Here is a 13,400-nt window from a genome sequence, read left to right on the forward strand (position 1 = left end):
CCGTCCCGCCGCCCCACTCGGCGGCGTCCTCGGGACCGTCCCAGGCGGGCCGGTCGAGCGGCGCCGCGGTGGCCGGGCCGATCCGCCGCCAGCGGTCCGGCGCGGCCGCGTTGATCGACCAGGCGTACTCGATCAGCCCGTTGGCTTCGGGAATCAGTGCCACCAGCTGATGTCCTGGGCTGCCCGGACGTCCCCGCTGCAGCAACGCGCCCGGCCCGAGCGCGGCGGCGCTGATCGCGTCCCCGCGCAGCCACGGGTTGTCCGGACGCCGCTGGCCGCGGAAGTGGTGCCAGATGGTCAGCGTGCCGTCGCCGTTGTCGGTGCCTATCACCGCCTCCAGCCGGTGCGGGGCGCCGGGCGGCGTCCACCAGGCCGGCCGGTCGGCGGATTCCAGCAGCGACCCGGGGCCGATCAGCGGGCGATGCATGGCTACAGCCGGTCCAGGACGGCCCGCGCGGTGCCCTCGTCGATCACCAGGTCGGTGGTCGTCCCGGCCCGCAGCGCGCCGACGATCGCCGCCGCCCGGGAGGGGTCGGCCACCACGCAGAACCGGCGCGGCACCCGGGACAGTTCGGCGGGGGTCAGCCCCGACGCCCGGGCGTTGAGGTCGATGTCGGTCCAGGAGCCGTCCTCGCGCAGCAGCACGGTCGACACGTCGCCGACCACCCCGTCCGCGGCCAGCTGGCGCATGTCGTGATCGTCCAGATAACCCGACGAGTAGACGTGCGAGGGCACCTGGGCCTTCAGGCAGCCGACCCCGAAGATGGCGACGTCCATCCGGCGTTGCAGGGTGACCACGTTGCGCACCGACCTCTCCCGCCACATCGCCCGCTTGGTCTCGGCGTAGTCGAAGAACGCCGGCACCGGGAAGTAGACCACCCGCGAGCCGAAGGCGTCCCCGACGCCGGTCAGGATCTCGCCGACGTAGGGGATCCCGGACGACCACTGGTTGGTGCCGCCGTTCATCTGCACCACGGTCGCCCCGACCAGCGGCTTGGGCTGCAGATAGCGGACCACCTGCGAGGTGGTGACGCCCCAGGCGACACCGATCACGTGATGGTCGCCGACGGCCTCGGAGAGCAGCCGGCCGGCCAGCCGGGCCACCTGGTCGAAGCGACGGTCCTCCGGGGTGCCCTCGCGGACGGCGACCAGATGCACCCGGACGCCGAAGATGTGGTTCAGCGTGGTGGCCACCGGAGAGCGGGAGCCGCTGCGGTCGGCCAGGCTGATCCGGACCAGTCCGGACGAGCGCGCCTCGGCCAGCAGCCGGCTCACCGTCGAGCGGGACAGCCCCAGCTGGCGGGCGATCGACTCCATCGTCTCGCCCTGGATGTAGTAGCGGGAAGCCGCTTGATACATGTCGTCATACCGGTCGTTCATGCCATCTCCCCACTTCTGCACGTTCGTGCAAAGACCTAGCGCATGTGTTCAACCCATGGCAACACTATGGGAGACGGCCGGAAGCGGACGGCCGCCCGGGGCTAGGCCGCACTGGTGCAACCGTGCTCCGACACCCCCTGGAACTCCCCGCCGACCCACCAGGGGCGGTGCCAAGAAGTGCACATCGGGCCGGGGGTTCCCCGGCCTCAGGTCGGCACCGAACGTGGTGCCTGAAGGGAGCTGACAAGTGTCTCTTGCAACCATCTTCCTCTCCGAGACCGTCGGCACAGCCATGCTGCTGCTGCTCGGCGCCGGAGTGGTTGCCAACAACCTGCTGCCGAAGAGCAAGGGCAACGGCACGGGCGCATTGCATATCAACTTCGGCTGGGGCCTGGCGGTCTTCGCCGGCGTCCTGGTCTCGTACAAGTCGGGCGGGCATCTGAACCCGGCCGTCACCCTGGGCATCGTCGCCTCCGGCGCGAAGGAGTTCGTGCCGGGCGTTCCGGTCGACTTCGCCTCCATCGTCACCTACATCGGCGCACAGCTGCTGGGTGCCTTCCTGGGTGCGGTGCTGGCCTGGATGGCGTACAAGAACCAGTTCGACCAGGACGCGCCGGACGGCATCAAGCTGGGCGTGTTCTCCACCGGCCCCGAGGTGCGGGACCCGGTCTGGAACACCATCACCGAGGCGATCGCCACCTTCGTACTGGTCTTCGTGGTGCTGGCGTCCGGCAAGTTCACCGGCGCCGGAGCCACCCCGGCGGCCAACCTGGGCTGGCTGGGCGCGCTCGGCGTCGCCCTGCTGGTGGTCGGCATCGGCGCCTCGCTCGGTGGCCCGACCGGCTACGCGATCAACCCGGCCCGTGACCTGGGCCCGCGCATCGCGCACGCCGTGCTGCCGATCCCGAACAAGGGCTCGTCCGACTGGGGCTATGCCTGGATCCCGGTCGTCGGCCCGATCATCGGCGGTGTGGTCGCCGGTCTGGCGTCCCACGTCCTGCTGCCGTGAGCGTCGCAGGTTCGTAACCAATCGGTGCCGGACGGCGGGCAGAATGAGCGACGCCGTCCGGCCCGACCCACCAAGACAGTCAAATCTCCTACAAAGATGTGGAAAGGAAAGCAATGGCTGAGAAGTACGTTCTCGCGATCGATCAGGGGACCACGAGTTCCCGGGCAATTGTGTTCAATCACGAGGGCCGGATCGTAGGCAGCGGGCAGAAGGAACACGAGCAGATCCTGCCGCGGGCAGGCTGGGTCGAGCACAATGCCAAGGAAATCTGGGCCAATATTCGCGAGGTCGTCGCCATCGCTTTGGCCGACGCCCAGGTCAACAAGGACGACCTGGCGGCCGTGGGTGTGACCAACCAGCGCGAGACCACCCTGGTCTGGGACAAGAACACCGGCGAGCCGGTGTACAACGCCATCGTCTGGCAGGACACCCGCACCGGGAAGATCATCGAGGAGCTCGGCGGCGGCGATCAGGACAAGTACAAGGACCGGGTGGGTCTGCCTCTGGCCACCTACTTCTGTGGCCCCAAGGTGAAGTGGATCCTGGACAACGTCGAGGGCGCCCGCGAACGCGCCGAGGCCGGCGACCTGGTGATGGGCACCATGGACACCTGGGTGATCTGGAACCTGACCGGCGGCGTCGAGGGCGGCGTGCACGTCACCGACGTCACCAACGCGTCCCGCACCATGCTGATGGACCTCAAGACGCTGTCCTGGGATCCCGAGATCGCCGCCGACATGGGCATTCCGATGTCGATGCTGCCGGAGATCAAGTCCTCCTCCGAGGTGTACGGACGCGGGCGTCCGGCCGGCCTGCTCTACGACGTGCCGATCGCCGGTGACCTGGGCGACCAGCAGGCGGCCACCTTCGGCCAAGCGGCGTTCGAGGTCGGCATGGCCAAGAACACCTACGGCACCGGCTGCTTCATGATCATGAACACCGGCGAGGAGATCGTTCCGTCGAAGAACGGCCTGCTCACCACGGTCTGCTACAAGATCGGCGACAACAAGCCGATCTACGCGCTCGAGGGTTCGATCGCGCTGGCCGGTTCGCTGGTGCAGTGGCTGCGTGACCAGCTGGGCATCATCTCCTCGGCCCCCGAGGTCGAAGAGCTGGCGGCCGCGGACAACGGCGGCATCTACTTCGTGCCGGCGTTCTCGGGCCTGTTCGCCCCGTACTGGCGCTCGGACGCGCGCGGCGCGATCGTCGGCATGACCCGGTTCGTCGACAAGCACCACTTCGCCCGCGCGGCGCTGGAGGCCACCGCCTACCAGACCCGTGAGGTGCTGGACGCGATGGAGGCCGATTCCGGCGTCAAGCTGGCCGAGCTCAAGGTCGACGGCGGCATGACGATGAACGAGACCCTGATGCAGTTCCAGGCCGACCAGGTCGGCGTGCCGGTGATCCGTCCGGTGGTCGCCGAGACCACCGCGCTGGGCGCCGCCTACGCCGCCGGCATCGCCGTCGGCTACTGGGACGGCGAGCAGGACGTCATCGACAACTGGGCCGAGGCCAAGCGCTGGGAGCCGAACATGGAGGCCGGCGAACGCGACCGGCTGTACCGGCAGTGGAAGAAGGCCGTCACCCGGACCTTCGACTGGGTGGACGACGACATCAAGGAGTGATCGTCGCCCGACCACGCGAATCGCCCGTCACCGTGCAGGTGGCGGGCGATTCCGCGTAGGTAGGGGGCTTTCAGGTGTCGTCGACCGGGTGATCGGACCACAGCGGCGATCCGGCCTTGAGCTCACGGACGTCGGCGTCCGGCTCGAAGCGGCTGGCGCGGCGCAACTCGACCTCGCCGGCGATGGTGGCCAGCAGCTGCGCCTTGATGTCGTCGGGACAGACCAGCGGGGGTGCGGCCTGGAGAGCGCGAGTGACCGCGGGCTCGGAGTACATGCCGGCTCCTTCTGCTGCGGCTGACCCCGGGTTGGACGCGGGCGGACGCGGTTCGGTTCCCATCAGTCCTCCCTCCAGCCGCGGAGCAGCACGGCGATCTTGGCCCGGCCGCGCGAACATCGGCTCTTCACCGTCCCCGGGGCGCAGCCGAGGATGCGGGCCGCCTCCTCGATCTTGTACCCCTCCAGGTCTACCAGGACGAGGGCCGCGCGCTGGTCGGCGCCGAGCTGTTCCAGGGCGCCGGCCACGTCGGCGGCCAGGTCGCGCTGGACGGCGGCGGTCTCCGGGTCGGCGGTGGACGCGAAGCGCATCGACCGGTCCAGGTCGTCCGGCAGGGGGTCGGCGCGCCGGGAGCGGAGCCGGCGCAGCCGGTCGAGGCAGGCGTTCAGCACGATCCGGTGCAGCCAGGTGGTGACGGCGGCGTCGCCGCGGAAGTCGGCGGCCCGCCGGAACGCGGAGATCATCGCGTCCTGCAGGGCGTCCTTGGCGTCCTCGCGGTTGCCCATCACCCGCATCGCGACATTCCACATCCGGTCGAAGTGCCGCTCGGCCAGCGTGGAGAACGCGCGGTCGTCCCCGGCCACGTGCGCAGCGAGCAGCGCGGCGTCCGTGGGTTCGTACCGGGCACTCACGCCCCTGAGGTTAGCGGTTGGCCCGGATGCGGGTGGAGCTTGTCATTTCCGGGGACGTCGCCGCGGCAAGGGCTTGATCGGGCGTCCGGGGTCGACCAGGTAGGTGACCTCGACGTCGAGTTCGTGGGCCAGCCGGAAGATCGTGTCGAGCCGGGCGTTGCCGCGACCGGGACGTCCGGTCTGCGGATCCTTGGCGTTGTTCCGGTTGTGCTCGATGTTCTGGATCTGGTTGCGGGCGATGCCGGTGCGGTGGGCGAGCTCCTCCTGGGTCAGGCCGCGATCTTCGCGCAGTGCGCGGACCTTCTCGCCGAGTAGCTGGGCCGCCACGAGATAGGACGCAAGCGGCTCGGGGCGGGGCACGTGCCCACCTTGGTGGGCCGGCTCGCAGAGTCCGCCCAATATATTGGGGATTGGTGAATCCGCTAGTCAGGCGACAGATCCGAAGTACCGGAGGTCGACCGTGAACAACACCGGTGGCGGTTCGTGGGGCAGATCGGGCGGTCGGCTGCGGTGTCGGTGTCGGCGGCCGGTCGGGGAGGGTCTGATCGAAGTCCCCCTGGTCGGTGCGGTAGCCGATCACCACGCCGTCCCGGACCCACCGGCCGCTGGCCGTGACCTCGATGCCGAGCAGCAGCTCGTAGTCCTGCCCGGCCGGATCCGGGTGCAGTTCCGCGTCGTTCGGCACGCGCGTGGTGGGCAGGTCCGGATTCCGGGGCGGGAATCCGGGGATGGACTGGATGGTGGCGTACGGACGTCCGGGCGGGACGATCTCGAACCCGACGAGCCGGAGGCCGGGACCGCCGCCGGCGAACCGCACCGAGGTGACCCGGATCGGCCGATCGGCGACGTCGATGGTCTCGAAGCCGTCGGTGAAGAGGGATCCGACCGTTTGCGTGGTGACCCAGCCGTGCGCATTTGGCAGGTCGAGCGCCGAACCTTCTCGCGGGCCCTGCTGAATGGCGCAGCCGGTGACCGTCAGGGCTGCGACTGCCACCGCGACTGCGACCGCACCCACCGCCCGGCAGCGGCCGCCGATTCGCCGCACGGCCTCAGCCGCGCACTTCGATGTTCTTGATGCCGCCCTGGTAGTAGCTGCCGGACTCCGGGGGCAGCGAGGTCAGGTAGACCAGCAGGAAGCGGGTCTTCACCGGCTGGTCGGGCTTCATCACCGCGGTCCCGGTCGCCTTCTCGATCCGGGCGACCGTCTTCCATTCGGCCTGGGAACGCATCGGGGCCGTGCTGACGTCGGCCGCGGCGGGCGTCCGCAATTCTACCGCGGTGCCGTCGCCGATCACCGACACGTTCACCTGGCTGACGCTGCGGACGCTGCCCAGGTCGAGGACCAGGCCGACACCGGGCTTGAGCCGGCCCAGCCGGGCGTCGCCGCGGTAGCGCTCGGTCAGCCAGGCCGACTCGGGATCGGCGTCGATCGCCCGCGGTGCCAGCCGGGCGTTCTCGCTGTTGCTGCCGTGGTCCGCGGACGGGTCGAAGTCGGTCGCGGACGTGATCGCGATCAGCTGGGCGGCGCTCGGGCTGGGTGAGGCGGACGGGGTGCGGCTGGCGTTCAGCTGGCCGACGGCCACCCAGACCAGCGAACCCGCCAGCAGCAGGCCGAACAGGCCGATCATCAGCGCCAGCAGCCGGCGCGGCGGACGTCCCATGCCGCCGCGCTGCGGGGACGGCATGATCAGCTGGTGATCGGTGCCGGCGGACGGACGGGCCGGCGGCGGGATCGGCGTGAACGGCTCGGTGGTGGGGTCGTCCGTCTTCAGTCCGGGGAACTGCCAGGGCTGGGTGGACTCACCGGTGTCGCCGTCGTCGGCCGGACGCGCCTCGCTCGCCCCTGGCTCGTCGTCGCCGGGACGATCCTGTGCTGAGGGCACCGGCGCGGTGAACTGGGACCGGGAGGTGCGGATCTGTTCCACCGGCAGCCGCAGCCGGCGTTCCAGATCGGGGGCGGCGCTGGCCTGGCCGAGCACCGCCGTCAGCTGCTGGGCGATCGCCCGGGCCGTGGTGATCGGCGACTGCCGGTTGCGCGGCGTCGGGTTGAGGATGCGGTCGCACAGGGTGTCCAGCATCCGCGGCACCCCGGCCTTCACCTGCGCCGGGGTGAGGGTGCGGGCACCGTCGGTCGGCGCGGCCCGCATGCCGTACAGATCGCCGCCGGGCCACCGGGTGACCAGGCAGGCGTAGAGCAGCGCGCCCAGCGCCCGGACGTCGGACGCCTCCTCGCGCGGCTCCCGCGGCTCGGGGTCGAGGGCCGCCTCCACCAGCAGGCCGACGATCCGGACGTTGCCGGCCGCCGTGATCACCACCGTGTCGGGGTTGATCCGCTCGTGGTACAGGCCGCGACTGTGCAGCGCGGCCAGCGCCTGGGCCAGCTCCTTCACCACCCAGGCGGCCTCCACCGGCGACAGCGGCCCGCCGGCCAGCACCCGCTCGATCGAGCTGCCCGGGGCGTACTCGTGGACGATGTAGTGCTCGCCGTCGTCGAAAACGCCGGCGTCCAGCACCCGCAGGAAGGCCGAATCGGGGGCCCCGGACGCCCGCTTGGCGACGCCGATCAGCTCCTCGCCACGCGGATCGTCGGCGGGCAGCAGGTGCATCAGCACCGGCCGGGACAGCCGCTGGTCGAAGGCCCGCCAGGTGAGCGCGGTGCCGCGCCGGGCCAGCACCTCGTCCAGCCGGTAGCGCTCGCCGAGCACCTGGCCGACGGTGAGCCCGGCGACGGCTGCGTCGGTGGGGACCTCCATCACCGGATCGTGCTCGACGGCGGGGTCGGGGTAGTGCAGCAACGGCTGCTCGGGTGTCGGGACGGGCTCCGGCGCGATCGTGATGAACTGGCCGGCGCCGTCGGGGTCGGTGTTGACCTGCTCCGGCTCGTCCTCCGGCTCCGGGTTCGCGGCCGGTTCGGGGTCGTCGTCCTCGTCGGCCGGCAGCGAGCCGATTTCGTCCGCGAGCTCTTCGGACTGCACCGTCACCACCGGATGCGGCTCGGAACGCCGGCGCACCGCCTGCAGCACCTGGGTGGCCTCGCCGATGCCGAACCGCTTGGCCGCGAAGAAGAACGCCAGGATGGCGACGATCGCGGCCAGGCCGAGGCCGACCAGGGCCAGCAGCGCCGACTCGAAGCGGCCGAAGTACCAGGTGATCGCCCAGGCCAGCGCCGCCGCCGGAGCAGTGGCGACGACCAGCTTGGCCAGGTGCCGCACCAGGCCGGCGCCGTCCAGCGCCACCAGCCGTTTGCGCAGCGAGAAGTGCGACAGCCAGACGCCGAGCAGGTAGGCGATGCTGTACGACAGGGCCAGCCGTGGCGCGACCGTGTTCACGTCCAGCCAGGCCATCGTCAAGCCGATCGCCAGCGCCGTGTTCACCCCCGAGATCACCACCTGCAGCAGGAACGGCGTCCGGGTGTCCTCCAGGGCGTAGAAGCCGCGCAGGTACAGGTACTGGATGGTGAACGGCACCAGGCCGATCGCGAACGCCATCAGCGTCCAGGCGACGAAGTGGAAGTCGGCGGCCCCCCGTCCCAGGCCGAAGGCGATCCGCGCGATCGGCTCGGCCAGCACGATCAACCCGACCGAGGCCGGCACCAGGAAGGTGACCGCCAGCCGGATGGCTCGCTGCACCTCGTCGGCGACGCCGATCAGGTCCTTCACCGCCGCCAGCCGGGACGCCTGCGGCAGCATCGCGGTGGCCAGCGAGACGGTCAGCAGCGAATGTGGCAGCACCCAGATCAGATAGGCCTGGTTGTAGACGTTGCTGCCCGCGCCGGAGCCGCCGACCACCGCCGAGGTGGCCAGCCGGGTCACCACGGCCTGCGCCACCAGGGTCAGCGCGACGTAGCCCATCATCCACTTGGCAAGGTGGAACGTGTGCCCCAGGCCGGTGCCCTTGAGGTCCCAGCGGGGCCGGTAGTGGAAGCCGGTGCGGCGGTAGAAGGGGATCAGGATCAAGGTCTGGACGAGGATGCCGAGCGTCGAGCCGCCGCCCAGCAGCAGCGCCTGCTCGGTGCTGAACGGTGCCGAGGTGTCGACGCCGTGGCCCCAGATCACCGCGTACAGACCCAGCACGCCGATCTGCACCACGTTGTTGGCGATCGGCGCCCACATCATCGGGGCGAAGGAGTCCTTGGCGTTGAGCACCTGGCCGACCAGGAAGAACGCCCCGTAGAAGAACAGCTGCGGCATGGTCAGATAGGTGATGAAGACCAGCGACTGCCAGTGAGGCAGGGCCTGCCACTGCACGTCGGTCCACAGCGTGAGCAGCCAGGGCACCGCGACCACCATCAACGCGGCGACCACCGCCAGGGCGGCCAGGAAGGCGGTGATGATCCGGTTGACGTAGGTCTGTCCGCCGTCGGAGTCGTTCTTGATCGCCCGGACGATCTGCGGCACCAGCACGGTGTTCAGTGCGCCGCCGGCGAACAGCATGTAGAGGGTGTTCGGGATCAGCGTGGCCAGGCCGAACATCTCCGCCTGGCGGGTGCTGTTGCCGAGCGCGAAGGCGAGCAGCACGGCGCGTCCGAAGCCCAGGATGCGCGACACCATGGTGCCGGACGCCATCAGGGCGGTGGCGTTCAACAGCCGTCGTCCGGACGCGGCGGGGGTGTCCCGGCCTTCGTCGCTCAAAGCTCCTCCTCGCGTTGCTTGCGGCGCACCTGGCGGATGCGCAGTGCGGTGGCCGCCACCAGCACCACGCCGGAGACGATGACAATGATCCACCCGATCACGCCCAGGTCGGTCACCTCGACCGCGATCCGGGTGCCGTGCCCGACCGGTTTACCGGACGCGGTATGCAGGCTGGCGGTCACGTTGACCAGGCCGTTCGAGGTGGCCTCGGGACGCACGTTGACCGTCTGGCTCTGTCCCGGGCCGACGGTGATCGTCGGTGAGTCGGGGATGCCGATCCGCTGCGGATTGTCCGAGGTGAACTCGACCCGGACGACGATCGGCTCGGTCAGCCCGTTGGTCACGGTGACCGGGAATTCGTTGCTGCGCGACGACATCAGCACCCGCGGGCTGGCCGACAGCACCACCTTGTCGGCGATCGCCGCGCCGCCCACCAGCCCGGTCACCGCGGCCGTCCAGGAGGACGCCGCCCGGTCGCCGATCCAGCCGGAGCAGACCAGCCGGCTCAGCGTGGCCGCCTCGCTCTGCGCCAGCGCCGAGTTCGGCACCAGCTCGCGGTAGCGGGCGAAGTCGGCGGTCAGGGTGGCGAACTGGCGGAACCGGGACGCCGGCAGGGTGGCGGGCTTCACCGGCAGGGTCAGGGTGGCGGCGGCGCCGTCCGGATCGCCGCCCAGCAGGCTGCGCAGACTGGTGCGGCTCAGCCAGCGCGGGGCGGCGTCGGCGTCCGCGTCGGCGTCCTCGGGAGTGCTGATCAACCGGGCCAGGCCTCCGCCCAGGATCGCCTCGGCGTACTGCCGCTGAACCCGTTGCACCGGGCCGTCCTCGGTGCCCGGCCCCCCGGCGGTCGCCGCCGGGGCGAGCCGCAACAGCGTCGACCCGGCGGGTCCCTTGGCCAGCACCGGACCGCGTCCGGCGGTGCTCACCGCGATCGCGTCGGCGTCCGCCGCCCGTAGCCAGGCGGGGGTTCCGGGTCCGGCGACGCCGCCCTGGGGCAGCACAATCAGGGGCAGGCCGGCCAGTTCGGGCACCGTGGCTGCGGCCTCCACCGAGCGTTCCAGCACCTGCGGCGTCTTGTTCTGCTCGGCGCCCAGCACGTCCGGGCCGGCGAACAGGGTGCGGGCCCCGCGATCGTCGGGCAGCGCCCGGAAGCGCTGCAGCCAGGTCTGGGCGACCTGCTGCCCGGTGCCGGGCTTGGTGCCGGTGCCGTCGATCACGCTGTAGCCGTCCGCCATGTCGGCGACCTCGTCGATCAGGGCCGGATCGACCAGCCAGGACATGCCGGGCCGGGCGGCGATGCCGAGCAGGGTGTCCAGCCGTCCGCTGAGCTCGGCCGACAGCCGCTCGTCGGCGAAGACGTCCGGCCGCACCTTGGACGGGTCGGCGGAGAGCAGCACGATCGAGGTCAGCGGCAGCTTCTTCTCGGGCGCGTTGACGTAGAAGGTGCGGGTCTGGGTGAGCACCTGGTAGTTGCTGGAGGCGTCCGCGGTGCCGCGTACCTGAACGCCGAGCAGGTAGATCTGGCCCGCGCCGGTGAAGCCGAGCTCGGCGAGGGTGCCGCGGACGGTGAACTCGGCGCTGGCCCCCGGGTCGAAGGCCTGGTCGGACTCGGTGATCGCGAAGTAGTGCTCGGGGCGGCTGTAGAGCCGGGTGCCCCACGGTTCGTTCTGGCCGGTCAGCACCGAGCCGAAGGTGGCCGGTTCGACGATCGGCTCGCGGTTGCGCCACAACACCGCCCGGACGCCGAACGCCGGCTGGGCGCCGACGTTGGTCACCGTGCCGCGCAACACCACGGCGGTCTTCTTGCCCGATCCGGTGGTGCGCAGGCTGGTCAGTTCGACCTTCAACTCGGGGCCGACGGCCCGTGCCGGGAGCACCGGAACCAGCCAGCCGGCGGCGACCGCGATGGTCCAGGCCAGCACGAGCGCGAGCTTGGCCGGGACGGTACGGATCACCGTCCCATCGTAGGGTGCGGGCCGCGTCCGGCCCGGGAGGACGGGTACCGCGGGTCAGCCGGCGGGCAGGCCCCGCCCGGTAGAGTGTCTCGACGTGCCCGAGCTGACCTCCACCCAGCGCGCCGCCCTGGAGCTGGTGCGCACGTCGTCCCCGACGGTGTTGCGGATGGCGGAGCTGTTCGCCGCGGCCGGGCACGAGTTGTACCTGGTCGGCGGGCCGGTGCGGGACGCCCTGCTGGGCCGGGCCGGCAACGACCTGGACTTCACCACCTCCGCGCGTCCGGACCAGATCGAAGGGCTGCTGCGCCAGCTGTCCGGTGCGATCTGGGACATGGGCCGCGACTTCGGCACCATCGGCTGCGCCGTGCCGGACGACCGTCCGAGCCCGGCGGCGACGTCCCCTGCCGAGGCGCCCAAGCTGGTCATCGAGGTCACCACCTTCCGCTCGGACGCCTACAGCTCCGACTCGCGCAAGCCGGCGGTGGTGTTCGGGGACCACCTGGGCGGCGATCTGGTGCGCCGCGATTTCACCGTGAACGCGATGGCGCTGGACATGGTCAGCGGCGAGCTGCTGGACCCGTTCGGTGGGCTGAGCGATCTGGAGCACGGCGTGCTGATGACGCCGTCCACCCCGGAGCTGTCGTTCAGCGACGACCCGCTGCGGATGATGCGGGCCGCCCGGTTTGCCGCCCAGCTGGGTTTCCGCCCGGCCCCCGAGGTGGTGGCCGCGATGACCGCGATGGCGCAGCGGATCGAGATCGTCTCGGCGGAGCGGGTCCGGGACGAACTGGTCAAGACGATCATGGCCCCTGATCCGCGGGTGGGTTTGAACCTGCTGGTGGTCACCGGACTGGCCCAGTACGTGCTGCCCGAGCTGCCGGCGCTGCGGATGGAGCGCGACGAACACAACCGACACAAGGACGTCTACGAGCACACCCTGACCGTGCTCGACCAGACCATCGACCTGGAACCCCGGCTGGGCGGCCCCGACCTGATCGCCCGGCTGGCGGCGTTGCTGCACGACATCGGCAAGCCGCGGACCCGCCGCTTCGAGCCCGGCGGCAAGGTGTCCTTCCACCACCACGACGTGGTGGGCGCCAAGATGGCGACCAAGCGGATGCAGGCGCTGAAGTTCCCCAACGAGCAGATCAAAGCGGTGGCCAAGCTGGTCGAGCTGCACCTGCGCTTCCACGGCTACGCCGACGCCGACTGGACCGATTCGGCGGTGCGCCGCTACGTGCGGGACGCCGGTGACGAGCTGAGCCGGTTGCACGTGCTGACCCGCTCCGACTGCACCACCCGCAACGCGCGCAAGGCGGCCCGGCTGCGCACCGCCTACGAACAGCTGGAATGGCGGATCGACGAGCTGGCCAAGCAGGAGGAACTGGACGCCATGCGTCCGGACCTGGACGGCACCCAGATCATGGCGATCCTCGGCATCCCGCCCGGCCGGGACGTCGGCAGGGCGTACAAGTACCTGCTGGAGAAGCGGATCGACGACGGCCCGCTGGGCGAGGAGAAGGCCCGCCAGGCACTGCTGGCATGGTGGGCCGACCAGCAGGGCTAGGGAGTCGGCTCGGCCTCGCCGAGCACCTTGGGGACGTGTGCCAGCAGGGCCACGATCGACTGGCCGCCAGGGGTCTGCACCGCCTCGGCGGCGGCATAGAGCGCCCGGTTCACCGCGTCCAGCAGCGGACCGCGCTGGCCGCCGGCGGACGCGATCGCCCGTTGCAGCGCCACCGAGACCGCGGTCTGCTGCTCGGCGGGTAGGAACGGCACCTGGCCCAGCGCGGTGACCAGGATGATCCGCACCTGATCGGCGTCGTCGGTGTGGGTGGACGCCGCCGCGGGCAGCTGCCCACTGGGCCGGGACGGCTCCGGCGCGGCCGCCGGACGG

At 70.9% G+C, this 13,400-nt stretch carries 12 protein-coding genes; 4 read left to right on the plus strand and 8 right to left on the minus strand.

The genetic code is table 11. The features are described 5' to 3' along the window. Positions 1 to 427 (minus strand): hypothetical protein (locus QM582_RS15805; RefSeq protein ID WP_415085976.1); only part of this gene is annotated, 427 nt, incomplete at its 3' end. 2 nt (positions 428 to 429) lie between these two features. Continuing rightward, complete coding sequence (locus tag QM582_RS15810; protein WP_415085978.1) at positions 430 to 1,380, minus strand: sugar-binding transcriptional regulator; 951 nt, start codon at positions 1,378 to 1,380, stop codon at positions 430 to 432. Positions 1,381 to 1,627: 247 nt separating this feature from the next. Between QM582_RS15810 and QM582_RS15815 the strand changes: the two genes are divergently transcribed. Next, complete coding sequence (locus QM582_RS15815) at positions 1,628 to 2,389, plus strand: MIP/aquaporin family protein (protein WP_415085980.1); 762 nt, start codon at positions 1,628 to 1,630, stop codon at positions 2,387 to 2,389. Positions 2,390 to 2,502: 113 nt separating this feature from the next. Beyond that, positions 2,503 to 4,014, plus strand: coding sequence for a glycerol kinase GlpK (gene glpK / locus QM582_RS15820; RefSeq protein ID WP_415085981.1), 1,512 nt, complete (start codon positions 2,503 to 2,505; stop codon positions 4,012 to 4,014). Positions 4,015 to 4,084: 70 nt separating this feature from the next. Here glpK and QM582_RS15825 read toward each other — a convergent pair whose 3' ends face one another. The 3 genes from QM582_RS15825 to QM582_RS15835 form a co-directional block, all read right to left on the minus strand. Then, the gene (locus QM582_RS15825) at positions 4,085 to 4,288 is read right to left on the minus strand and encodes a hypothetical protein (protein ID WP_415085983.1); all 204 of its coding nucleotides are present in this window, start codon (positions 4,286 to 4,288) and stop codon (positions 4,085 to 4,087) included. 62 nt (positions 4,289 to 4,350) lie between these two features. After that, the gene (sigM, locus tag QM582_RS15830) at positions 4,351 to 4,920 is read right to left on the minus strand and encodes an RNA polymerase sigma factor SigM (protein WP_415085984.1); all 570 of its coding nucleotides are present in this window, start codon (positions 4,918 to 4,920) and stop codon (positions 4,351 to 4,353) included. A gap of 42 nt (positions 4,921 to 4,962) precedes the next feature. Continuing rightward, a complete protein-coding gene (locus tag QM582_RS15835; RefSeq protein ID WP_415085986.1) occupies positions 4,963 to 5,280 on the minus strand; it encodes a helix-turn-helix domain-containing protein in 318 nt (105 codons plus the stop codon). 100 nt (positions 5,281 to 5,380) lie between these two features. Between QM582_RS15835 and QM582_RS15840 the strand changes: the two genes are divergently transcribed. Continuing rightward, positions 5,381 to 5,995 (plus strand): hypothetical protein, encoded by a 615-nt coding sequence (locus tag QM582_RS15840; protein ID WP_415085988.1) that lies wholly within the window; start codon positions 5,381 to 5,383, stop codon positions 5,993 to 5,995. On the opposite strand, the gene murJ is transcribed toward QM582_RS15840, so the two are convergent. Then, positions 5,970 to 9,551 carry a murein biosynthesis integral membrane protein MurJ gene (gene murJ, locus QM582_RS15845; RefSeq protein ID WP_415085990.1) on the minus strand — a complete coding sequence of 1,194 codons (3,582 nt, stop codon included), beginning with the start codon at positions 9,549 to 9,551 and terminating at the stop codon, positions 5,970 to 5,972. The two genes, QM582_RS15840 and murJ, sit on opposite strands and share 26 nt — an antisense overlap. Beyond that, entirely contained in the window at positions 9,548 to 11,503 is a 1,956-nt protein-coding gene (locus tag QM582_RS15850; RefSeq protein WP_415085992.1) for a DUF6049 family protein, read from the minus strand. The genes murJ and QM582_RS15850 overlap by 4 nt, the downstream gene beginning before the upstream one ends. Positions 11,504 to 11,597: 94 nt before the next feature. Here QM582_RS15850 and QM582_RS15855 point away from each other — a divergent pair, with 94 nt between their 5' ends. Further along, positions 11,598 to 13,070 (plus strand): CCA tRNA nucleotidyltransferase, encoded by a 1,473-nt coding sequence (locus QM582_RS15855; RefSeq protein ID WP_415085994.1) that lies wholly within the window; start codon positions 11,598 to 11,600, stop codon positions 13,068 to 13,070. Here the strand turns inward: QM582_RS15855 and QM582_RS15860 are convergent. Further along, positions 13,067 to 13,400: hypothetical protein (locus QM582_RS15860; RefSeq protein ID WP_415085996.1), on the minus strand; the 334-nt coding region annotated here is incomplete at its 5' end. The genes QM582_RS15855 and QM582_RS15860 overlap by 4 nt on opposite strands.

Source organism: Micropruina sp. (genome assembly GCF_047607385.1).
Classification (GTDB): domain Bacteria; phylum Actinomycetota; class Actinomycetes; order Propionibacteriales; family Propionibacteriaceae; genus Micropruina.

Coding starts and splice junctions, on each gene's coding strand:
- QM582_RS15810 (WP_415085978.1), bottom strand. CDS start 1,380: ATGAACGACCGGTATGACGACATGTATCAAGCGGCTTCCCGCTACTAC.
- glpK (WP_415085981.1), top strand. CDS start 2,503: ATGGCTGAGAAGTACGTTCTCGCGATCGATCAGGGGACCACGAGTTCC.
- QM582_RS15825 (WP_415085983.1), bottom strand. CDS start 4,288: ATGTACTCCGAGCCCGCGGTCACTCGCGCTCTCCAGGCCGCACCCCCG.